Below are 22476 nucleotides of genomic sequence, written 5' to 3' on the forward strand. Positions count from 1 at the left end.
ACTTGATACAGGCCTGCAACAAGAACATTTGTTGCAGGCCTTATTCTTTTCATTTAAGAATATTTTCTATGCAAAAATTAAAATTAATCAGCATATCCATCGCTGCTGCAATGCTCGCTGCTTGTGCCAGCAACGATAAAGTGGCCACAGCAACCGGTGCAACCACGGATATCACGATATTTAGTATCAATGATTTTCATGGCAATTTGCAGGCCGACCAGCCTGTGCCCTATGTATTCACAAAAAATAGCCTGGCAAATCCGGGGCAAAAGATGTCTATCCCTGCAGGTGGCTATGCCTATCTGACGAGCAAACTCAAAGAACGCCGCCAGGCTGTGGGTGCCAGCATATTTGTCGGTGCCGGTGACTTGATCGGCGCTTCCCCCATGGGTTCAGCACTGATGAAAGATGAACCCGTCATTGAAGCACTGAACCGTCTGGATCTGTCAGTGACAGCTGTTGGCAATCATGAGTTTGATCATGGCACTGCCGACCTGATGCGAAAAATCAAGGGGGAATGTCCGGCAACAGGTTGCGCCTATGCAGAATTCAAAGGGGCGCGCTTTTCTTACCTCGGTGCCAACATCCATGAACTAGGCAGCGACAAGCCATGGCTGACACCGTATGTGATACGCCAGGTTGGTGACTTCAAGGTCGGTTTCATCGGTGCAGTGACAGCCGATGTCCCCAACCTGGTGGCGGGCGATGCAGTGAAGCATTTGAGTTTTGAGGATGAAGCAACCGCGATTAACCGCTATGTGCCAGAACTGCAAAAACAGGGCGTTGCTGCCATCGTTGTGTTAATACATGAAGGAGCGACCTATAAAGGATCAGAGAATGACCCCAGTTACCGTTGTGAAGGCCTGCAAGGCCCGATTATCGAGATCAGTAAAAAACTCGACAAGGCCATCAGCCTGGTCGTTTCTGGCCATTCGCACCAGGGCTACACTTGCAAGATAGATGGCAGGCTGGTGGTGCAGGGGCGCAGTTATGGTTCCTTCCTGACAGAATCAACCCTGACAATAGACCGCAAGACCAATCAAGTGATCAATGCAGTGGCTGTCAATCATCTGATTGACCAACAAGCATTGCAGGCAGACCCGGCGGCGAAACAGCTGGTCGATCAGGTCGCATCACAAACAGCGAGTTTGCGCCAGCGTCCTATCGTCAATTTGAGTGCGCCTTTGTCACGTAATAGTGAAGCTGGTGTGTTTGACAGCAGCTTGGGCAATATCATCGCTGACTCGCAACTCCATTATGGGCAGCATGCAGGTGGTGCTGATGTCGCTTTCATGAATGCCGGTGGCATACGCAGTGACCTGCCTTCAGGCAAGGCAACTGGCCCGGTGGCCGTATCGTATGGTGATTTATATGCGGTGCAGCCATTTGGCAATAACCTGGTGCGCATGAAGCTGACAGGCACGCAAATCCTGACGCTGCTGCAGCAGCAATGGCTGGGCCGTGAAGTCAATGATCCTAAAAAACTGTTTGTGTCACACACGCTAAGCTACAGCTATGACCCGCGTGCCGGGATTAATGAGCGGGTGAGGGATGTCAAGATCAAGGGCAAACCTCTCGACCTGAACCAGCAATACAGCGTGGTGGTGAACAGCTTCATGGCCGATGGTGGTGATGGGTTTGCCGTTCTCAAGCAAGCGAAAGACAAAGAGTTGATAGGCCGCGACCTGGAAGCGTTCGAGTCTTACGTGCGTGAACAGGGCGGTAAATTGAATGAAGTCAAACGTGACCGTGTGAAGCGCTTGCCAGGTTAATCTGCAAGTGCACCAGAAGTAAAAATATGGCCGTCAATTCGATTGCCGGCCATATTTTATTAAGAGGCTAAAAGCTTATTTGTATTCTATGATCAGCGGTGCGTGATCAGAGAAACGCGCTTCCTTGTATATTGATGCTGTATGTGCTTTTTTACCTATGCCGCTGGTGGCAACATGGTAATCGATACGCCACCCCACATTGTTTGCCCATGCCTGACCACGGTTGCTCCACCAGGTATAAGCATCACCAGTCGTTTCAGGATGCAGATGACGGTAGACGTCCATCCAGCCCTGTTCATCAAACAGGCGCGTCATCCAGGCACGTTCTTCTGGCAAGAAGCCGGAATTCTTTTGATTGCTCTTCCAGTTTTTCAAATCAATCTCTTTGTGGGCGATATTCCAGTCACCACAGATGATGATTTCCCTGCCTTCGGCAATCAGTTGTTGCAGATGCGGGTAAAACAATTCCATGAAACGGAACTTGGCTTCCTGCCTTTCCGGCGAGGAAGAGCCAGAGGGACAGTACAGCGAAATCACCGATAACTTGCCAAAATCACAGCGCACATAGCGGCCCTCAGCGTCGAATTCCGGGCTGCCAAAGCCTATATAGACCGCATCGGGTTCTTTCTTGCTGTATACGCCAACGCCGGAATAGCCTTTTTTCTCGGCATAGTGGAAATGTCCATGGAATTGGTGCGGATTCAGGAAGTCTGGCGTCATGTCCGCTTCCTGGGCTTTCAGCTCCTGCACGCAGACCACGTCAGGGTTTTCCTTTTGCATCCACTCAAAAAAGCCTTTTTTAGCTGCGGAACGGATGCCATTCAGATTAGCAGAGATGATTTTAGTCATGCTGGTAGGTAGTGACTTAAAAAATGAGATGGAAAGCATACCAGATAGCGCAGCAATACGTGTACTTGGGAGGGAAAAGCCTGCAGATGGTTTATACTTGCCTACTTTTCCCTCTGGGTAGCTTCCCTCCTGCGCCATCATGAATGAAGAACAATTGCGTGCTGAACTCAAGGCGGTCTATGCCAGTTCTTCCTGGAAACTGACCGCGCCTATGCGTTATTCGGTGGAATTGTTGAAGAGCGGTGGCTTGCCCAAGCTGCTGCGTGATATCAAGCTTATGCTCAAAAAATTCATGCCAGCCAAAGTTGAGAAGACAGAGGCGACAATAGTCATGCCTGACCGGCTCAATGATGAAGGCCTGCGAATTTTGAATGAGCTCCAGAGCCGCATGCACCGCAGCCGCAGCAGCAGACAAAAATAAAACAGACTACCCACCATGCGCATCGTTATCGATTTACAAGCCTGTCAATCCACGGGTAGCCGTCACCGTGGCATAGGCCGCTATTCACTGGCACTGGCCAAAGCCATGGTACGCAATGCTCGCCAGCATGAAATCTGGCTATTACTGAGCAGCTTGTTTCCAGACACCATACAGCCTTTGCGTGACGCCTTTGCTGGTATGGTACCGCAAGAGCGCATTGTCACCTGGGGCGCCGCTGGCCCGGTGGCAGAACTGGTGCCTCAAAACTATTGGCGCAGCCGTGCGGCAGAATTACTGAGGGAGCAGGCACTGGCTGCCTTGCGCCCCGATTTTGTCCATGTCACCAGCCTGTTTGAAGGTTCGGGTGATGATGCAGTGTCCAGCGTTGCCATATCGGGTGAACACCTGCCGACAGCGGTAACGCTGTATGACTTGATCCCTCTGATGTACGACAAGCAGTACCTTGATGACCCTGCACAAAGGGCCTGGTATTACCGCAAGCTGGCCAGTTTGAAGCGCGCTGATTTATTACTGGCCATCTCTGATTCGTCGCGGCAGGAAGGCATGGATTTGTTGCAGTTGTCGCCAGACCGTGTGGTCAGCATTTCTTCTGCCGTGGATGAGCATTTTCAGTTGCGCAGTTGTAGCGATGAGGTCATACATGCTCTCCGTGCGCGCTATGGTATTACCCGCGATATGGTGATGTATACCGGCGGTATCGATATACGCAAGAATATCGATGGCCTGATCCAGGCATATGCTGGTTTGCCGCTGGCAATCCGCCAGCAACACCAACTGGCCATCGTTTGCAGCGTGCAAAAAGCAGATCGCGAACGTATCGCCGCTCTGGTCACACAATTGCAACTGGCAGATGATGAGATCATATTGACTGGTTTTGTGCCGGATGAAGACTTGCCGCTGCTGTACCAGGATTGCAAATTATTCGTCTTCCCCTCCTGGCATGAGGGCTTTGGCCTTCCTGCGCTGGAAGCCATGTCTTGTGGCGCACCGGTGATTGCCGCCAACACCAGCAGCTTGCCTGAAGTGCTTGAATGTCCCGACGCCTTGTTTGACCCCAGAGACATAAAGGCGATCACAGCCAAAATGTTGCAGGCACTTGAGCAGCCTGAATTTGCCGCCCGTTTGCGCGAGCACGGCTTGAAACAATGCCAGAAATTTTCTTGGGATGCCTCAGCTAAAAAAGCGCTGCATGCGATTGAAGTCAGCCATGCCCATTTGCAGCAAACAGCCGCTGCCAAAGTCCATGTGTGCCTGCCACCTGTCAAACCAAGGCTGGCGTATATTTCACCTTTGCCTCCGGTGGCTTCCGGCATCGCCAACTACAGCGCAGACCTGTTGCCTGAGCTGGCCGATTATTACGACATCACCCTGATTGCCGAACAAAGCCAGCTAGATGCGCCATGGCTGACAGCCAATTTTGCCATACATGATAGTAAATGGTTTGTTGAGCATGCTGCCAGTTTTGACCGTGTTCTCTATCATTTTGGCAATTCTGCCGTGCATGCTTATATGTACCCGCTATTTGCCAGCTATCCCGGCATCGTGGTCTTGCATGATTATTTTCTGAGTGATTCGCTTGCCAATCTTGAGATGAGTTCATCCAGGCCGGGTATATGGGCGCAGCATCTGTATCTTTCACATGGCTATGCAGCTTTGCTGGATAGGCGCAATGCGGCTGATTACACTGCCGTGATGGCAAAATACCCTTGCAGTAGCAGCATACTTGAGCGTGCAGAGGGCGTGATCGTACATTCTGCCTATGCGCAAGAACTGGCGAGTACCTGGGTCAAAGGTTGGCCAGCCTGTCAGTGGCAGCAAGTGCCCTTGTTAAGGCGTATTCCTGCCGCATCTGAAAGACACTCCGCACGGAATAAGCTGGGGATGGACGAGCATGATTTTGTCTTGTGCAGCTTTGGCATGCTGGGGCCGACCAAGCTCAATCATGCCTTGCTGGATGCCTGGCTGGAATCAGCACTCAGCAAGAACCACGCTTGCCATCTGGTGTTTGTTGGCAAGAATGATCCGGGTGAATATGGTGCGCAGTTGCAAGAGCGTGTCGCCAATTGCGAACGTGTACGCATCACCGGTTTTACTACTGCAGAAGAATTTGCCTTATACATGCAGGCTGCCGATGGCGCAGTGCAGTTGCGTACACTCTCGCGTGGCGAAACCTCAGCCGCTATCCTTGAATGCATGGCGTATGGTTTGCCTGTAATTTTGAACCGCAACGGTGCCATGGCAGAATTGCCGGAGAATGCCGTAAGGGCAATGCCGGACAATTTTACGCAAGCTGAATTAGTGCAGGCCATCAGCCAGCTACATGATGACGTCGCGTCCCGTCAGCTCTTGGGGCTAAGGGCAAGGCAATTCGTGCAGGAGCATCATGCACCTGCGTTGGCTGCACGCATGTATGCCGAAGCGATAGAGGAATTTGCATGGACCGAGCCAGCCGCGCGCATGCACCGTACGCTGGCGGCTATCGCTGAGATCTCGCCCGTGTCGCCGCAACATCCACACTTGCAGGCAGAAGTAGCAAATGATGATGTCCGTGAACTGGCACGTCATCTGGCCAATTGCACGCCACGTCCGGGAAAACGCATGATCATGCTGGATGTCAGTGCATGGTGCCATTCGCAAGAGGCGGTACCTGCAGGTTTGACAGCGGCGCTGGAAAGCTTGGTACTTAAGCGTCAGGATGTGCGCTTTGAACCAGTCTGGTACACCGGCCCAGACTTCCGATATGCCAGAGCCTGGACTTTCAAGCAACTGCACTTGCCTGGCTTACCGCCAACAGACGATTTTGTCGCGGTCCGTGCGGGAGATTTGTATCTGGATTTATCCGGATGTAAGGATTTGCAAATGCAGACCATACAATTACGGCAACTTGGCGTCACTTGTCACGCCATTTCCATTCAAATACAGGAAAATATGGTGGATTTGTCAGCGGCAGAGGCAATGATGACGGAATTTTTACTGGTTTTACCGCCTGAAACAGACTAAATCCGGATAAGTACGCATGTTATGCTGTGGACTCGTAAAGAAAACGGCACAAATTAAAGGAATTGAGGTTATTTTGAGTACTTTGAGACAAGATTTTATACAATTTTCGGTCGAGGCTGGTGTGATACGCTTTGGCGAATTCGTCACCAAAGCCGGTCGCACCTCACCTTATTTTTTTAATGCCGGCTTGTTCAATGATGGTGCCAATCTTGGCCGCATCGCCGATTTTTATGCCCGCACCCTGCTCGATTCCGGCCTGGAATTTGACATGCTGTTTGGCCCTGCTTATAAAGGTATTACCCTGGCCTCGGCCACTGCAGTGGCATTGGCGCGCATGGGCAGGAACGTGCCGTTTGCCTATAACCGTAAAGAAGCCAAGGACCATGGTGAAGGCGGTAGCATTGTCGGTGCCAAACTGGCAGGCAAGGTTGTGATTATTGATGACGTCATTTCTGCGGGTACATCGGTGCGTGAATCGGTAGACCTGATCCGTAATGCCGGTGCGACCCCCAGTGCGGTCCTGATCGCCCTGGACCGTATGGAACGTTCAGGCAAGGATGATGCCCTGTCGGTTCATTCTGCGGCGCAAGAAGTTGGCCAGGCGTATGACATGCCAGTCGTTTCTATCGCTAACCTGAATGATTTATTTGATTATCTGTCGGTTGCCGGTGGTGACGCCCAGTTGTCTCAATATAAAGAAGCAGTCGCTGCTTACCGCAAACGCTATGGCGCGCTGGGCTGACTGGTATTAACAATATAGAAATATTTCAGATAATTGGGTTTATCCGGTTTGATTGCATTATGCGTAGTGGCACTTACATGCACTTACATGCGCTTGCATTAATTTTCCGCAGTGCGGCAACAGTCATTGTATACTGTGCAACTGTGGATAAATTGTGATCACTGTCACAGATGGATTCAAACTAGCGGTCCATTATCTGCTTAGCAAAAAGAATTTTGAACGAAGAATTTTGAATGTTCGCCGTGGCGAAGAGGTTTTCTTGAATGAGTAAAAAAGCGTTAATCACTGGTATTACTGGTCAGGACGGAGCCTATCTGGCTCAGTTGCTGTTGGAAAAAGGCTATACCGTCTATGGCACTTATCGCCGTACCAGTTCAGTCAATTTTTGGCGCATAGAAGAGTTGGGCATAGATGCCCACCCTGCCTTGCATCTGGTTGAATATGATCTCACCGATTTGTCGGCCAGCATACGTCTGTTGCAAACTACCGGCGTTACTGAAGTCTATAACCTGGCAGCGCAAAGTTTTGTGGGCGTGTCGTTTGAACAGCCACTGACTACCACAGAAATTACCGGTATCGGTGCTTTAAATCTGCTTGAAGCAATTCGCATCGTCAATACTGAAATCCGTTTCTATCAGGCTTCTACTTCGGAAATGTTTGGCAAGGTACAAGCCGTGCCACAAATCGAATCGACTCCATTTTATCCGCGCAGCCCGTATGGCGTAGCCAAGTTGTATGCGCACTGGATGACCATCAATTATCGCGAGTCCTATGGCATTTTTGGCTGTAGCGGCATTCTGTTCAATCATGAATCCCCGCTGCGTGGCCGCGAATTCGTGACGCGCAAAATTACTGATTCTGTCGCCAAGATCAAGCTCGGCAAACTCGACGTGCTGGAACTCGGCAATATGGATGCCAAGCGTGACTGGGGCTTTGCCAAGGAATATGTAGAAGGCATGTGGCGCATGCTGCAAGCCGACAAGCCAGATACTTTTGTATTGGCGACTAACCGCACAGAAACCGTACGTGATTTTGTCACCATGGCTTTCAAGGCTGCAGACATACCATTGCAATGGTCAGGCGAAGGCGAACACGAAACAGCGACGTGCGCAAAAAGCGGTAAATTGCTGGTTCGCGTGAATCCAAAATTCTATCGTCCTGCCGAAGTTGAATTGCTCATCGGTGATCCTGCCAAAGCCCAAAAAGTGCTGGGATGGGAACCTAAGACGACATTGGAAGAGCTGTGCCAGATGATGGTAGAAGCAGATTTGCGCCGTAACCAGAACGGCGCGTCATTCTGATGTCTGCGATGCCACGCGCCTTGATAACAGGTATAAAGGGGTTCACGGGTCGTTATCTGGCGCAAGAATTGAAAGAGGCTGGCTACCAGGTTTTTGGTACTACCCACGGAGCAGAAGCACCAGGGCAAGATAATTTTGCTGTTGACCTGGGTGACAAGCAGCGCCTGGCTGCACTGGTGGCAGAAATCCAGCCAGATGTGGTTGCCCATCTGGCCGCCATTTCATTTGTTGCCCATGGCGATGCCGCAGAAATCTATCGCGTCAATGTGGTCGGTACCCGCAATCTGTTGGAAGCACTGGCGAGTCTGGATAAGAAGCCAAAAGCCGTGCTGGTCGCCAGCAGCGCCAATATCTATGGCAATACCCGCACAGAAGTGATCGCCGAGAGCGAGCCAGCCCAGCCTGCCAATGATTACGGCGTCAGCAAACTGGCGATGGAACATGTGGCACGTCTGTGGATGGACAAGCTACCCATCATCGTGACTCGTCCTTTCAATTACACTGGTGTTGGCCAGACAGAAAATTTCCTGCTGCCCAAGATCATTCATCATTACCGCCGCAAAGCCAGCGATATAGAACTCGGCAATCTGGATGTCGCCAGGGACTTTTCTGATGTTCGTACTGTCGCCAAAGCCTATGCCCGTTTGCTGGAGCAGGCACCAGCAGGCCAGACTTTCAATATTTGTTCGGGCACTGCCTATACCCTGCGCTCTGTATTGCAAATGGCTAGTGAACTTGCTGGTTATGAAATCAAGGTACATGTGAACCCTGCATTTGTGCGTGCCAATGAGGTGCATAAACTCATGGGCGATGGCCACCGCTTGCAAGCATGTGTAGGTGAGTTGCCTGTCATTGGCTTGCGCGATACGCTGGCCTGGATGTTGCAACACAAGGACACAGCATGAATGTTGTCCTGTCTATAGAAGCCATACATCCACCGCTGGCTGGCATAGGCAGATACGCATGGGAACTTGCCACCCGCTTGCCCATGCAGGCAGAAATCGAATCGATACGCTATTTGTCAGATGGCTTCTGGCGCGACTTGCCGCGCATAGACCAGGCTGCAAGCGCAAATGCAACTGGGCCAGTGCTTGGGTCTGCGCCTGTTGTGACAGCCGCAGCCAGAACCAGCTATAAAAGCCGCCTGCGCCGTCAACTGGGACAGTTGCCCATGGTGGCACGCCTGTATGGCAAATTACTACCCATCCTTGCTGGCCGTCAGTTGAACAGTGTGCCAGACGGGATTTTTCACGGCCCTAATTACTTTGTACCCAAGACCCGTCTGCCCAGTGTGGTGACGGTGCATGATTTATCGATATACCGTTATCCGCAATGGCACCCTAAGGCCAGGATAGACCGTATGCGCATTGCTATTCCAGAGGCAGTCAAGCGGGCCAGCCTGGTATTGACAGACTCGATGGCGACGCGTGAAGAAGTGATGCAGGAATTTAGCCTGGGCCCAGATCAGGTACGTGCCGTTTTGCTGGGTGTCGATGAAGTGTTTCACCCATACACTGCAGAAGAAACAGCACCCATCTTGCATGAATTTGGTTTGCAGCCGGATGGCTATAGTTTCTTTGTCTCGACCATAGAACCGCGTAAGAACCTGTTGCATTTGCTGGCAGCCTACCGTGCCTTGCCGGATGCGATGCGTCAACGCTGGCCATTAGTACTGGTGGGAGGGGAGGGCTGGCAAAGTGAAGCTATTCATGATGAGATAGAAAAAGGCCAGCGTGAAGGCTGGATCAAATACCTGGGCTTCGTGGATCAGCAATTGCTGCCGATTTTATATGCCGGTTGTCGCCTGTTTACTTATCCATCCTGGTATGAAGGTTTTGGCTTACCTATCGCTGAAGCCATGGCCAGTGGTGTGCCGGTATTGACCTCGAATTGTTCTTCCATGCCAGAAGTGGCTGCTGGTGCTGCGATGCTGGTAGATCCGGCAGATGTGAATTCCATACGCGATGGCTTGCGCCAGGCGCTGGAAGATGAAGAATGGCGCAATACGGCCAAAGCGCGTGGCTTGCAGCGTGCTGCCGAGCTAACCTGGGATGCCTGCGTGCGGAACACAGTGGCTGCCTACCAGGTAGTTAAAACGCTTAGAGCCGGTTAAGGATAGCGCCCAGTGAAAGTCCTGCACTTCTACCGCACCTATTATCCCGACACCTTCGGTGGCGTGGAGCAAGTCATACGCCAGATGGCGGTGGGTACGACACGTCTGGGTGTAGACAACGAAGTGCTGACCTTGACACGCGACGCAGACCGCCCATTGATAGAATTTGAAGGGCACAAGGTACACCGCGCCCATTTGAATTTTGAAATTGCTTCTACTGGCTTTTCCTGGTCGGCATTGTCGCGTTTTGTTGAACTGGCGAAGCAGGCCGATGTGATTCACTATCACTTCCCCTGGCCTTTCATGGATATCGCCCATTTCCTGGGACGTATCAAGAAACCCAGTGTCGTCACTTATCACTCGGATATCGTCAGGCAAAAATATTTGCTGAAGCTGTACTCGCCACTCAAACATCAGTTCTTGCGTGATGTAGACCGCATCGTGGCGACTTCGCCCAATTACCTGGCAACCAGCCCGACGCTGGAGCTGTATAAAGACAAGACCGAGGTGATTACCTATGGTCTGGATAATAGTATTTACCCAGTTCCCTCGACAGAGTTGCTGGCGAAATGGCGTGCCATCGTCGGAGAAAATTTTTTCCTGTTTGTTGGCATGCTGCGGTACTACAAGGGCTTGCATATCTTGCTGGAAGCGGCGGCGGGAACGGATATACCCATCGTCATCGTTGGTGATGGGCCGGAAGAAATCGAACTCAAGCGCCAGGCAGAAAGCCTGCAATTGAAGAACGTACATTTCCTTGGTGCCTTGCCTGAACCGGACAAAGTCGCCTTGCTGACCCTGTGTTATGCGCTGGCATTTCCTTCGCATCTGCGTTCGGAGGCTTTCGGTATTTCATTGCTGGAAGGTGCGATGTATGGCAAGCCCATGATATCGAGCGAAATTGGCACTGGGACGACGTATATCAATGTCGCGGGCCAGACTGGCATGGTGGTGCCACCGAGTGACCCTTCAGCTTTCAGGCTGGCCATGGAGTATCTGCTGGCACATCCGCAAGAGGCGGCGCAAATGGGTATCAATGCGCGCCAGCGTTATCTGGATTTATTCACCGCCGATAAAATGGCGAGCAATTATGCCCGCCTTTACCAGCAAGTCATAGACGAGCATAAGCGCAAGTAAGAAACAAATAAGGCTCAAATAAGGCACAAGTAAGCTCGCCTAGCTTGCCGTCAATTTCCTGATCTCAAAGTCACCCCGCAACCAGTTGCTGCCGATGAACTCAGTGTGATCCACATTGATGACATCAAACACCAATAGGTTATCTGACCACTCATAGTTTTCATCGAGATGGGTTTTTGCCTTCGTCAATGCGGTGGTGACAGAATAAGAACCTGGCCCCAGAGGACATTCAAAGGGCAACACAAATTCCAGTGAATCACCTTTGCGCAAATCATTTTGCACCTGTCGCGAATACCAGGTATTGCTACCCCAGATGACGCTGCCCTGCTTGTCGCGCAACATCAGGCCCAGTACCAGTTCGGGGATGTCGGCGCGCAATTGTACTTCTGCCACCAGCTTGACTTTTTGCCCTACATGCGCCGCAGCCAGTACCTGGTCACTGGTCTGATCACGCAGGCTGAGCTTGCTGACTGTCGCCATGCCTGTGCCTGAACGTGTTTGCAGCCAGCCCTGTTCATTGCGGTTCTGCTCGACCGAGAAATTCTCGTTTTCCTTACGGGCGATCATGGCATTGTAGTAATCGACCACTTCGTCTGCCGCACCTTGCTTAAGTACACAACCTTTGTCGATCAGGATGACATGGTCACACAGGCTGCGCACATCACCCATGCCATGGGTGACCAGGATGATGGAAGTACCTTGTTCCTTGAACTGACGTATGCGGTCAAAACTACGGTGCTGGAAATAGCTGTCACCGACCGACAGGATTTCATCGACGATGAGTACATCAGGGCGCACAGCAGTGGCCACGGCAAAGGCCAGGCGCGCCTGCATGCCGCTGGAATACACACGCAAGGGCTGGTCAAAGAAGGCTCCAATTTCAGCAAAGCTTTCTATGCCTGGCATGAGCTGGTCCAACTGTTCGCCACTCAGACCCATCAGGCCGCCCGCCATATAGGCATTTTGCCTGCCAGAAAATTCGGGATTAAAACCCAGTCCGAGTTCCAGCATGGCACTGATGCGGCCACTGACAGCGATGCTGCCTGTCGTTGGTCGTACCGTACCGGTAATCATTTTCAATAGCGTACTTTTACCCGCGCCGTTCTGGCCTATGATGGCTACCGCCTGACCCGCAGGCACATTGAAACTGATATCGCGGTTGGCCCAGTATTCATAGGCAGGTTTTACCGGCAGGCCAGCCCAGTACATCAGGCGTGACAGCAGGCCGCTGAATTTTGAATAGCATTTTCCAACGCCAGAGACACTCAATACAATTTGACTCATAATGCATCCACCAGATCTGCGCTGGCACGGCGGAAAATCCAGAATGAAAAAATAAACATGCCCGATGAAATCAGCACAGGAACCAGCAAATCTGCCATGTTTGGTACGGCACCGTATAACAGTGCATTCTGATAGATCTTGACCAGCGGCGTCATCGGGTTCAGATTCAATACCGAGATAAAGCGCTTGGGCATATTGTCCATCAGGTAGACTACAGGCGTGAACCAGAACCACAGTTGAAGGACAATGCCCATGACCTGACCAACATCACGCGAAAATACATTCAGCAAGCCGAGTATGATGCCAAGGCCAAAGGCAAATAGGATAATTAGCAGCATGCCCAGCGGCAGTATCAGCCATGCTGCTGTCGGCATGTGGCCAAAGAATAAAAACACCACGGCTATCGCTGCCAGCAACAACAAATGGTTGATGAGGGCGCTGCCGCCCACAATCAAGGGCAGGCACAGTCTGGGGAAGGCGATTTTTTTCAGGGTGTTTGAATAATCAATGAACACCGTTGTACAGCGCGTCATGATTTCCGCAAACAGACCCCAGGCTGACATGCCTGCCATCAGGTAAATCGCATACGCCGATTTGTTGTCGATATTCGGTATCTTGGTAACCAGCACTTCAGACAAGACGATGGCGAAGATGGTAGCTTGCGCCAGGGGATTCAAGATCATCCACAGGGCACCCAGTTTGCTACGCGCAAAGCGCCCTGCAAATTCGGCCTTGATGGACGACAGGATAAAGTGGCGGTAGTGCCACAATGAGATAAGTACAGCTTTCAAAGCTTGGTTTTCCTTAGCAGGTATTAGCCTGCAACACGTCCATAGATATCATCGAACCTGACGATATCATCTTCACCCAGGTAAGTACCGGATTGCACTTCTATCAGTTCAAGATCGGTTTCACCAGGATTTTCCAACCTGTGCTTGACACCCAGCGGGATGTAGGTGGATTGATTGGCGACCAGCGTCATGACTTCTTCGCCACGCGTGACCAATGCCGTGCCACTGACAACGATCCAGTGTTCTGCGCGATGATGATGCATTTGCATGGACAGGCGGCCACCCGGTTTGACGACGATGCGCTTCACCTGGAAGTGTTCACCACTGTCGACAGAATCATAATGTCCCCACGGACGATACACCTTGCGGTGGTTATCGGTCTGGGTATAGTTTTCATCTTTCAGACGGGTTACGACACGCTTGATGTTTTGGGTATTGGCTTTATTGGTGACCAGCACCGCATCTGGCGTTTCCACCACGATGACATCTTCCAGACCCAGGCACGCCACCAGGCGGCTGTCAGAAATCACCAGGCAATTGCGGGAATCTTCCAGCAAGACATCACCATGGACGGTGTTGCCGTTTTCATCCTTGTCTGACACTTGCCAGACTGCATCCCAGGCACCAACGTCAGACCAGCCTGCATTGAAAGGCACGACATAGCCAGGGATATGCAAATCCTGGTCTTTGGCCAGTTTTTCCATGACAGCATAGTCGATGGAGTCAGAAGGGCAAGACAGGAAGGCTTCTTTATCGACGCGCACAAAGTCACTGTCGATGCTGGCTTTGTCCATCGCCAGTTTGCAGGCCTCATGCATGGCGGGATGGAAGTGCTGTATGGCCTTCAGCCAGGTGCTGGCGCGCATCATGAAAATGCCGCTATTCCATAAATGGCGGCCACCATCCAGATATTGCTGAGCCACTTCCAGCACCGGCTTTTCTACAAAAGCTTGCAGTTCGCGCACGGCCTGACCTGGCAGCAGGTCACCAGTCTGTATATAGCCATAACCGGTTTCCGGCCGGTCAGGCACGATACCAAAGGTCACCATGGCACCATCGATGGCTTGTTGGAGGCCATCTTGTATGGCCCGGTGAAAGCCCTGTTTATCATTGATGACATGATCAGCTGGCATCACCAGCAGGACTGCATCAGTGTCTGTTGCCACGGCCGCCAGGGCTGCCAGCGTTAATGCCGGGGCAGTATTGCGTCCAGTGGGTTCCAGTAACAGGCTACAGTTGTTGAAACCGGCCACACGTAACTGTTCTGCCGTAATGAAGCGGTATTCCTCATTGCAGACTACGATCATTCTTTCGGCCACGCCTATGGCACCAGAAAAGTCCCTGACGCGCGTTGCAGTTGCCTGCAGCATGGTTTCTTCGCCTATCAGGGCGAGTAATTGCTTGGGATGCTTTTCACGCGATAGCGGCCATAGCCGGGTTCCAGATCCCCCGGAGAGAATGACGGGCTGTAATAACATGGATAACTTTCGTAATCTTTATGCCTTTGGGTTTATGTCCTGAGGCAAATCATTATAAAATATTTAATATATTGCTATAAGCTGCAATCAACGGCAATTTTCCTCGGGCTAGACTGGGTCAGATGTGAGCAATTGCTGAATAGGCTACACTTGCAAGAGCTGAAGGGTAAGCCATAGCCAGGCAAAATTCTGAAGCCGAAATAATCTGGACATTTGCAGACGCTGATAATTTCGTCGCAGTTTACATCATCATTTATACTTCTACCCCTTTTTCTAGCCTTTTAGCGGTCTAAACACTCATCATTTGCCGCCAATTATGAATAAAACATCCGGATTATATGGCGAATATGGCAACACAGAACAAATCTGAATGCGAAGTACAGCAACTGGCTGACAAGACCAGTTTGATATTGAAAAGCAGGAAGCATTCAACACCCGTCAACATTGCTTCGAATGAGATGGGGGCAGGGCAGGATGATGCAAGGGAAATCATGTTGAATCAGCAAGATATTGCACAACAAAATGCTGAAATGCCGGGACCACCGCAAGGCTTGCGCCAGAAATTGCGTTCCATACCAGGTCTGGGTTATGCATTGGCCTGGTGCCAGGCATTGTTGCGCTTGCCGCGCACCCGCTTCCAGACTGAACTTGCACTGACAAATGTGCAAAAGCAAATTAATGGACTGCAATTGCAATTGCGCAGCCAGGAGCAAAAAATTCTGCGCATGGAAGAGCAAAAACTCGCCATGCGGCTTGAAAAATACGATGCCCTTGACATTGGCAGCAGATTAATGGAGCTGGACCGCCTGCATATAGGTCGCCAGTTGCGTTCCATGAACCTGATGATGCGTGCGGGTTTGCAAAATGGGACGCAGCCTGCCGATCAACTTGGAGTTGCAATGACTGAACAGGCAAGTCAGGCTGCCTCCGTCAGCACCAGCCAGCCTGTAGCTAACGTTGCCAGCGATTTTGACCAGGATCAGTTCTATCTGGAGTTTGAAGCCCTGTTCCGTGGTTCACGCGCTGATATCAAGGAAAGATTGAAAGTGTATTTGCCGTATCTGGCGCATATCAGCGAACAGGCAAAAGACGACCGCAAGCTCGTCATCGACGTTGGTTGTGGCCGTGGTGAATGGCTGGAATTGCTGGACGAGCAGGGCATACCTGCCATGGGCGTGGATATGAATATCTCCATGGTCAACGCCTGTCTGGATCAGGGCTTCCTGTGTCGCCATGCTGACGCCATTGCCTATTTGCGCGAACAGCCTGCAGGCAGCATAGGGGCAGTGACCGGTTTCCAGATCATAGAGCATTTACCGTTTGAGCAATTAATTGCCCTGTTTGATGCAGCACGTCATGCGCTGTGCCCGGGAGGCGTCATTATTTTTGAAACGCCCAATCCAGAAAACCTCAAGGTGGGGGCCTGCAATTTTTATTTTGATCCTACCCATTTGCATCCTATCGTGCCGCAGGTGGCTGAATTCATGGCGCGGCAGCGTGGTTTTAGCCATGCAGAAATTTTGCGTTTGCATCCTTACCCTGATGATCACTTGCTGCACGGCGGTACTGAGGTTGAAGCACTGCTCAACAAGGAATTATTCGGTGCCCAGGATTATGCAGTCATAGGTCGTAAATAAGATGCAGATACATCAATTCAGCCCTTCCTGTGGAAGAGGTGACGGCGTCAGCAATGGCATGTTTTTTACCCGCAAGCTCTTGTGCGAGATGGGATTCACTTCCGCCATTTATTGCGATCTGGTGCAGGATGAAGTGCGTGATGAAGTGCAGCACTATAGCGAATTGCAGCTTGCAGAAGATGACATTTTGCTGGTGCATCACAGCCTGGGCTATAAAAATTGCAGCTGGCTCAAAGACATCAAAGCGCGCAAGGTACTGGTCTACCACAACATCACGCCTCCGCAGTTTTTACCCGACAATGGCCTGCCTGAATTAAGTATACTGGGCAGGCAGCAACTGGCCTTGTGGGCGCAGGATTTTCAGGCTGCGATTGGTGACTCTGATTTGAACAGTGCAGAGTTGCGTGCCGCTGGTCATACAGATGTGACGACGATTCCCTTACTGGTCGATGTGACGCGATGGCAGCATCACAGCTATAACACAGCGCTGGTCAACAGCTTGCGTGGTGCCCACAATATCCTGTTCGTTGGCCGCCTGTGCGAACATAAGCATCAGTTGCAATTACTTGACATGCTGGATGAATTGCGTCACTTCTCGCGCCAGCCAGTGCGCCTGATATTGGCCGGCGGTGTCACCAGCATGCCGTATGAACAGGCAGTACATGCCCGCATCGCTGAAATGAAGCTGGATGCACAGGTGCTGATGACAGGAAAAATCCCCGATGAGGATTTGCTGGCCCTGTATCGCAATGCTGATGCCTATGTCAGCCTCAGCGAGCATGAAGGTTTTGGCATGCCTCTGATCGAGGCTATGCTGCATGATGCGCCAGTGATTGCGCGTGCTACTGAAGGCGTCACTTCCACTATGGGTGGGGCAGGTATCTTGCTGGATGCTGACGTGACTCCGGCCACTTGTGCTGCGCATGTGCATATGCTCTTGACTGAGCCGACTTTGCGCCGTCGCATCATTGCAGGCCAGCGACAAAATATCCAGCGCTTCTCGCGTCAAAAAATTCAGGCAGATTTGCAGCAATTCCTGCAAAAGCTGGGTGCAAAAATTCCTCAAGAAGCAATAACTAACAATGAACAGCAAAAACCCCTTTGGCAGATAGAGGGACCTTTCGATTCTACCTACAGCCTGGCTATCGTCAACCGTGAGCTCGCGCGTGCTTTAGTGTCCCAAAAGGATGAAGCTGTGCAACTGGGTTTGCGCAGCCGTGAAGGTTATGGCGATTTCACTGCCTCGGCAGATTTCCTGGCCGCCAATCCCGATATCGCTGAATTGCAAACCGTATCGCAACAGGCAGTAAATATGCCTGACCTGGTCCTGCGTAATTGTTACCCACCGACGCTGGATGATATGCAGGCGCGCGTCAGGGTAGTGAATTCTTACGGCTGGGAAGAAACCGGTTTCCCGCAAGAGTTTGTCAATGAATTCAACCGCAAGCTGGATTTGATTTTGGTGGTGTCGCGTTTTGTCGGCAAGGTTTTACGTGACAATGGCGTGCGTGTACCGATTGCTGCTGTCGGCAATGGAGTTGACCATGTCATGCGTGTTGCCGCGCTGCCGGTACCGCAGACTGTGTTGGATAGCATCAAGACTTTCCGGTTTCTGCATGTTTCATCCTGTTTTCCGCGCAAAGGGCCGGATGCCTTATTGCTTGCCTATGGCCAGTCCTTCAGGGCAAGTGATGATGTCAGCCTTGTCATCAAGACCTTCCCCAATCCACATAATGATGTGGCTGCACAATTGGCCGCCTTGCGGGCCGCTGACCCGGATTTTCCGCATGTATTGATCATTATGGATGATTATAGCCAGGCGCAAATGCGTGGTCTTTATGAGGCATGTGATGTGCTGGTTGCCCCCAGCCGTGGCGAAGGTTATGGTTTGCCGATTGCAGAAGCCATGTGGCTGAAACTGCCGGTGATCGCTACTGCATGGAGCGGGCAAATGGATTTTTGCGACGACAGCAGGGTCTGGCTATGCGACTATCAATTCGCCAAATCGACCTCACATTTCGGTTCCACGCATTCAGCCTGGGCTGATCCTGATGTTAATCATCTGGCTGTGTTGATGCGGGAAGTGCATGCCAGTCCGGCAGGGGTCGTCGCCAAAAAAACTACCGCTGCCCATACATTTATATCGACTCACTATGCCTGGTCTGATGTCGCCAGCAGGACCCGCCAGGCGATCGCTTCGCTTGAACAGCAGCCTTTGTTACGCAAGGAACCGCGCATAGGCTGGATCAGTAGCTGGAATGCGCGTTGTGGTATCGCTTCTTATTCATCCTTCCTGACTGCTGGCATGCCGCAGGACAGGGTGGTTTATTTGAGTAGCCATATCCCTGAAAGAACGGCGCGTGATGCTGAGAATGTCATCCGTAGCTGGGATGCCAGTATGGACGAGGATCTGGAACATACCTGGCTGATGATCCAGGAACAGAAACTGGATGTGATTGTTGTCCAATACAATTTCGGTTTCTTTTCACTGGCAGCCATGGCGCGTCTGATCAGGCGTGTCAAAGAAGATGGCAAAGCCATCCATGTATTTTTCCATTCGACAGCCGATGTACAAAAAAAAGAAGGCTTGATCAGTCTGTCCACGATTGCTGCTGAATTGAAGCTGGCTGACCGCATCTTCGTGCATGGCCTGGATGATATGAACCGCCTCAAGGGCCTGGGTGTTGCCGATAATCTGGTGTTTTTCCCACAAGGCCTGATGCCGACGCTGGAACATGCAGCAGCCAGAGTAGATACTACGCGTCTGGCAGGCAAGACCGTGATTGCTGCTTACGGATTTTTGTTGCCGCATAAAGGTGTGCAGGCATTGATCAAGGCATTTATAAAATTGCGCGGGCAGGATGGGAATTATCATTTGTTGCTGGTGAATTCACTCTATCCATCTGGCTTGTCCGACAATGAATATCATCAATGCCGCCATTTGATTTTTGAATCTGGCCTGGATGCGCATGTGACTTTCCTATCGGATTATCTGACTGATGAAATCAGTCAGTCATGGCTGCAACAGGCAGACCTGATTGTTTATCCGTATCAGCAAACGCAGGAATCTTCGAGCGCAGCAGTGCGTATGGGGCTGGCTTCTGGCCGTCCGGTGGCAGTGACGCCGCTGTCGATTTTTGATGATGTGAAAGATGCCGTGCATGTCTTGCCTGGCACCGAACCTGCTGACATTGCCGAAGGCATCACTGCCATTTTGCATGATGGGCTAAGGCTGAAAGAGAAAACAATACAGGCGAAAGCCTGGACTGCAACCAGGCAATGGCCAGCCTTGTCACAACGCTTTCTAAATACAGTTGATGGTATTGCGAATGCATTGGATATAGATATCGGTCGCATCTGAACGGGCAAAAAAAACGGCGAGGTAATTCGCCGTTTTTTTATTGTTTGCCACAAGCAGCTTGTTCTCGTGTTTGCAATAGCGCTATCAAATTGGCCGTATGTTTTTGCCTGGCCCAGTCTTGCAGGTGGTGGTCAGTATCAAAGAACCAGCTCTCCGGATACATGAAGTCTTTTGGCTTCCCCAGATATTCTATGCCTAGTTTATTCATACGGTCTGGCAGTCCGGCGTAAAAGGCCAGGTCTTCTGCATCTGTGTCGTATTTCGCATGATGCAAAAGTACCGTGGGCATGGCGATCAGGCAGATGTTGTTGGCCTTTGCCCATTGCGCATAATTTTCCATGAGCTTCCAGCCACCTGTTTCTATGGCTGCCCTGTGTGCGTAATCCCATGCCTTGGTGGCTTTGACTGCAGCGATATCGCCAGCGCTGCGTTCTGCTGCACTAGTATGAGTCTGATCGCCTCTTGCATCCAGGTGATGGGCGCCATAAGTGCCGATGGTAACTGGTCCGTCTGGCAAATGCCGCAGACCATGCAGCCAGCGATCTGCTCCCAAACCTGCGGCATACTGCAGTTGAGTAATGCGCAACAGGCTGCGCCAGTAATCGAGATCCCTGGCCATGACATAGTCTATGATTTGCGAATTGGCTTTGCCTTCATCAAGGTAAAGTGCATATTCCATGGGCATGAGTACGGTGTCACCGGGACGAGCAACACGACGCGATACATCCAATATGTAAGGCAGGCCCAGTCCGGCATTCACCGCAAGATTGATGACAGGTTTGTGCCAGTAATTCTCCAACATGCCTGAATCTATACCAAACATGGCGTTTGAACCTGCCACGATCAATACACGCGGCGTTTTGACCCCTTGTGCTGCATGGATTTTATGTTGGTAAGCATCATAAACCCAGCGTGAACTGGCTGTCGGTGAGCCAAGCTGGTATTTGATGCCGACTATCCACAAGATGCTGAGAACCAGGAAACTGCCGGTCAAAGCAAGCCAGAATTTCTTCATGTCCTTGCTCGCTAAAAATTGAAATACAAAAATTCTGTGGCTGGCCGGACTGCCATCCATTTCAGCGCAAACCACAAACAGATGCCTGCAATGATACCCATAGCGATTTGTCTTGTTTCGCTGAATGGTTTGACGGCGACATTCGGGCTGGGATCGTAATTCAGTAATTCTGTTGTGCTTGGCAAGAGCCAGACGACAACCATGCCTATGCTTATCCATAGCCAGCCTACATCTGGTGCTGCACTTAACAAGCCCTCAACTACCTGGGCGATATTTTGCCAGGGCAGGGCGGGTAGATGTACACCTGAGCCTGGTTGCAACAGAGCGCAATACATGTGCGCAGCACTTGTCATATCAGGCGTACGAAACAATACCCAGGCAAAAGCGACCAGAATAAACGTCGCAACAATCGCAATTATTTTCGGTAGCTTGCCCCAGAGGTTGCGTAGTGCTGAACTGCTTTCCAGTACATGGTGCCAGAAGTGATTGATCAGCAACATGCTGCCATGCAAAGCACCCCATAAAAAGAAGTTCCAGCCCGCGCCATGCCAGATGCCTGCCAGCAGCATCGTCAGCCATAAATTACGGTAACGCATGAATTGGCCGTGGCGATTTCCACCCAGGGGTATGTACAGATAATCGCGCAAGAAAGTGGACAGTGTCATATGCCAGCGCCGCCAGAAATCGATGATGGAAGTGGCTTTATATGGTGAGAAAAAATTGACGGGCAGCTTGAAGCCAAACATCAGTGCCAGGCCTATCGCCATGTCGGAATAGGCAGAAAAATCAAAATACAATTGCAGGGTATACGCCAGCATGGCTTGCCATGCCGCTTCGCCACTGGGGGTTGCCTGTCTGGCCAATTCAAATACCGGGCTGGCATAGCGCGCCATGCTGTCAGCCAGTATGGTTTTTTTGAACAGGCCCAGCGCCAGAAAACAGGCACCGGTGATCAGCGCTTCTTTTTGCCCGAACAGGGGATTGTCATCTGCCCTGGTTTGCGCAATCAGCGGCTTGTGGTGCACGATGGGACCAGCGATCAGTTGCGGGAAAAAAGAAACAAAAAACAGGTAGTCGAGCGCATTATGTCTTTGCACGTCACCGCGTCTGCAATCAACCAGATAGGCGATTTTCTGGAAAGTAACAAAGGAAATGGCTAGTGGCAGAACGATGGGGTCTATTGGCGGTGCCGCATGGAATGCAGCAAACAAATTGGCGAGCAAGAAATAGGTGTATTTGAAACCGCCCAGTACCAGCAGGTTGAAGACTATACCAGTCTTCATCCACCTTGCAGCATGCAGCTCAAGCGCGTGCTGTCTGGCCTTCAAGATGCGGCCACCGAGCCAGAAATTGATGCTGATCGAGCTTAGCAGTACTGCCAGATACCGCACATCCCAGACTGCATAGAATACCAGTGAGGCCAGCACCAGCCAACCCAGGGCGGGTCTTAATCCCCATTGATGCTTGCATAGCCACCATACTGCCAGCGTGATGGGCAGGAAGAGGAACAAGAATCCAAAAGAATTAAATAGCATGGCGGGCAGCTTGGCACTG

16 protein-coding genes are annotated in these 22476 nt (G+C 51.3%); 10 read left to right on the forward strand and 6 right to left on the reverse strand.

Translation table 11 applies throughout. The annotated features are described in order from the left end of the window. The first annotated feature begins 68 nt into the window (after positions 1-68). The gene (locus ACO0LG_RS25720) at positions 69-1772 is read left to right on the forward strand and encodes a bifunctional metallophosphatase/5'-nucleotidase (RefSeq protein WP_423030817.1); all 1704 of its coding nucleotides are present in this window, start codon (positions 69-71) and stop codon (positions 1770-1772) included. A gap of 75 nt (positions 1773-1847) precedes the next feature. Here ACO0LG_RS25720 and ACO0LG_RS25725 read toward each other — a convergent pair whose 3' ends face one another. Then, positions 1848-2621 carry an exodeoxyribonuclease III gene (locus ACO0LG_RS25725; protein ID WP_423030819.1) on the reverse strand — a complete coding sequence of 258 codons (774 nt, stop codon included), beginning with the start codon at positions 2619-2621 and terminating at the stop codon, positions 1848-1850. A 139-nt stretch (positions 2622-2760) separates the two neighbouring features. Between ACO0LG_RS25725 and ACO0LG_RS25730 the strand changes: the two genes are divergently transcribed. The 7 genes from ACO0LG_RS25730 to ACO0LG_RS25760 all read left to right on the forward strand — a co-directional run bounded on the left by ACO0LG_RS25730 (position 2761) and on the right by ACO0LG_RS25760 (position 11356). Continuing rightward, complete coding sequence (locus ACO0LG_RS25730) at positions 2761-3042, forward strand: hypothetical protein (protein ID WP_423030821.1); 282 nt, start codon at positions 2761-2763, stop codon at positions 3040-3042. 15 nt (positions 3043-3057) lie between these two features. Further along, complete coding sequence (locus tag ACO0LG_RS25735) at positions 3058-6063, forward strand: glycosyltransferase (RefSeq protein ID WP_423030823.1); 3006 nt, start codon at positions 3058-3060, stop codon at positions 6061-6063. Between the two features lie 73 nt (positions 6064-6136). Then, on the forward strand, positions 6137-6805 hold the full coding sequence (pyrE, locus tag ACO0LG_RS25740; RefSeq protein WP_423030825.1) for an orotate phosphoribosyltransferase: 669 nt from the start codon (positions 6137-6139) through the stop codon (positions 6803-6805). Between the two features lie 263 nt (positions 6806-7068). Continuing rightward, positions 7069-8106, forward strand: coding sequence for a GDP-mannose 4,6-dehydratase (gene gmd, locus ACO0LG_RS25745; RefSeq protein WP_423030827.1), 1038 nt, complete (start codon positions 7069-7071; stop codon positions 8104-8106). Positions 8107-8114: 8 nt separating this feature from the next. Beyond that, positions 8115-9011 (forward strand): GDP-mannose 4,6-dehydratase, encoded by an 897-nt coding sequence (locus ACO0LG_RS25750; RefSeq protein WP_423030861.1) that lies wholly within the window; start codon positions 8115-8117, stop codon positions 9009-9011. Next, positions 9008-10219, forward strand: a complete 1212-nt coding sequence (locus tag ACO0LG_RS25755; RefSeq protein ID WP_423030829.1) for a glycosyltransferase family 4 protein — start codon at positions 9008-9010, stop codon at positions 10217-10219. The genes ACO0LG_RS25750 and ACO0LG_RS25755 overlap by 4 nt, the downstream gene beginning before the upstream one ends. Before the next feature lie 12 nt (positions 10220-10231). After that, positions 10232-11356, forward strand: coding sequence for a glycosyltransferase family 4 protein (locus tag ACO0LG_RS25760; protein ID WP_423030831.1), 1125 nt, complete (start codon positions 10232-10234; stop codon positions 11354-11356). 39 nt (positions 11357-11395) lie between these two features. Here ACO0LG_RS25760 and ACO0LG_RS25765 read toward each other — a convergent pair whose 3' ends face one another. Genes ACO0LG_RS25765 through ACO0LG_RS25775 form a run of 3 tightly spaced genes read right to left on the reverse strand, consistent with a single transcriptional unit; the run spans position 11396 to position 14909 of the window. Further along, positions 11396-12640, reverse strand: a complete 1245-nt coding sequence (locus tag ACO0LG_RS25765; RefSeq protein WP_423030833.1) for an ABC transporter ATP-binding protein — start codon at positions 12638-12640, stop codon at positions 11396-11398. Continuing rightward, positions 12637-13431, reverse strand: coding sequence for an ABC transporter permease (locus ACO0LG_RS25770; protein ID WP_423030835.1), 795 nt, complete (start codon positions 13429-13431; stop codon positions 12637-12639). The genes ACO0LG_RS25765 and ACO0LG_RS25770 overlap by 4 nt, the downstream gene beginning before the upstream one ends. A gap of 23 nt (positions 13432-13454) precedes the next feature. Continuing rightward, positions 13455-14909, reverse strand: a complete 1455-nt coding sequence (locus ACO0LG_RS25775; RefSeq protein WP_423030837.1) for a mannose-1-phosphate guanylyltransferase/mannose-6-phosphate isomerase — start codon at positions 14907-14909, stop codon at positions 13455-13457. 347 nt (positions 14910-15256) lie between these two features. Here ACO0LG_RS25775 and ACO0LG_RS25780 point away from each other — a divergent pair, with 347 nt between their 5' ends. Together ACO0LG_RS25780 and ACO0LG_RS25785 are read left to right on the forward strand one after the other, a co-directional pair. Then, positions 15257-16546, forward strand: coding sequence for a class I SAM-dependent methyltransferase (locus tag ACO0LG_RS25780; protein WP_423030839.1), 1290 nt, complete (start codon positions 15257-15259; stop codon positions 16544-16546). A 1-nt stretch (position 16547) separates the two neighbouring features. Then, complete coding sequence (locus tag ACO0LG_RS25785) at positions 16548-19907, forward strand: glycosyltransferase (protein ID WP_423030841.1); 3360 nt, start codon at positions 16548-16550, stop codon at positions 19905-19907. Positions 19908-19944: 37 nt separating this feature from the next. Here the strand turns inward: ACO0LG_RS25785 and ACO0LG_RS25790 are convergent, their stop codons facing one another. After that, positions 19945-20922, reverse strand: coding sequence for a hypothetical protein (locus ACO0LG_RS25790; RefSeq protein WP_423030843.1), 978 nt, complete (start codon positions 20920-20922; stop codon positions 19945-19947). Positions 20923-20933: 11 nt separating this feature from the next. Further along, the gene (locus ACO0LG_RS25795; protein ID WP_423030845.1) at positions 20934-22457 is read right to left on the reverse strand and encodes an MBOAT family O-acyltransferase; all 1524 of its coding nucleotides are present in this window, start codon (positions 22455-22457) and stop codon (positions 20934-20936) included. Positions 22458-22476: the final 19 nt, after the last annotated feature.

Origin of the sequence: Undibacterium sp. Ji42W (assembly GCF_049340405.1) — a bacterium.
Taxonomy (GTDB): Bacteria; Pseudomonadota; Gammaproteobacteria; order Burkholderiales; family Burkholderiaceae_D; genus Undibacterium.

Excerpts from the sequence above, each read along its gene's own strand:
- ACO0LG_RS25720 (WP_423030817.1), top strand. The coding sequence starts at position 69 with ATGCAAAAATTAAAATTAATCAGCATATCCATCGCTGCTGCAATGCTC.
- ACO0LG_RS25725 (WP_423030819.1), bottom strand. The coding sequence starts at position 2,621 with ATGACTAAAATCATCTCTGCTAATCTGAATGGCATCCGTTCCGCAGCT.
- ACO0LG_RS25730 (WP_423030821.1), top strand. The coding sequence starts at position 2,761 with ATGAATGAAGAACAATTGCGTGCTGAACTCAAGGCGGTCTATGCCAGT.
- ACO0LG_RS25735 (WP_423030823.1), top strand. The coding sequence starts at position 3,058 with ATGCGCATCGTTATCGATTTACAAGCCTGTCAATCCACGGGTAGCCGT.
- gmd (WP_423030827.1), top strand. The coding sequence starts at position 7,069 with ATGAGTAAAAAAGCGTTAATCACTGGTATTACTGGTCAGGACGGAGCC.
- ACO0LG_RS25750 (WP_423030861.1), top strand. The coding sequence starts at position 8,115 with ATGCCACGCGCCTTGATAACAGGTATAAAGGGGTTCACGGGTCGTTAT.
- ACO0LG_RS25755 (WP_423030829.1), top strand. The coding sequence starts at position 9,008 with ATGAATGTTGTCCTGTCTATAGAAGCCATACATCCACCGCTGGCTGGC.
- ACO0LG_RS25765 (WP_423030833.1), bottom strand. The coding sequence starts at position 12,640 with ATGAGTCAAATTGTATTGAGTGTCTCTGGCGTTGGAAAATGCTATTCA.
- ACO0LG_RS25775 (WP_423030837.1), bottom strand. The coding sequence starts at position 14,909 with ATGTTATTACAGCCCGTCATTCTCTCCGGGGGATCTGGAACCCGGCTA.
- ACO0LG_RS25780 (WP_423030839.1), top strand. The coding sequence starts at position 15,257 with ATGGCAACACAGAACAAATCTGAATGCGAAGTACAGCAACTGGCTGAC.
- ACO0LG_RS25785 (WP_423030841.1), top strand. The coding sequence starts at position 16,548 with ATGCAGATACATCAATTCAGCCCTTCCTGTGGAAGAGGTGACGGCGTC.
- ACO0LG_RS25790 (WP_423030843.1), bottom strand. The coding sequence starts at position 20,922 with ATGAAGAAATTCTGGCTTGCTTTGACCGGCAGTTTCCTGGTTCTCAGC.
- ACO0LG_RS25795 (WP_423030845.1), bottom strand. The coding sequence starts at position 22,457 with ATGCTATTTAATTCTTTTGGATTCTTGTTCCTCTTCCTGCCCATCACG.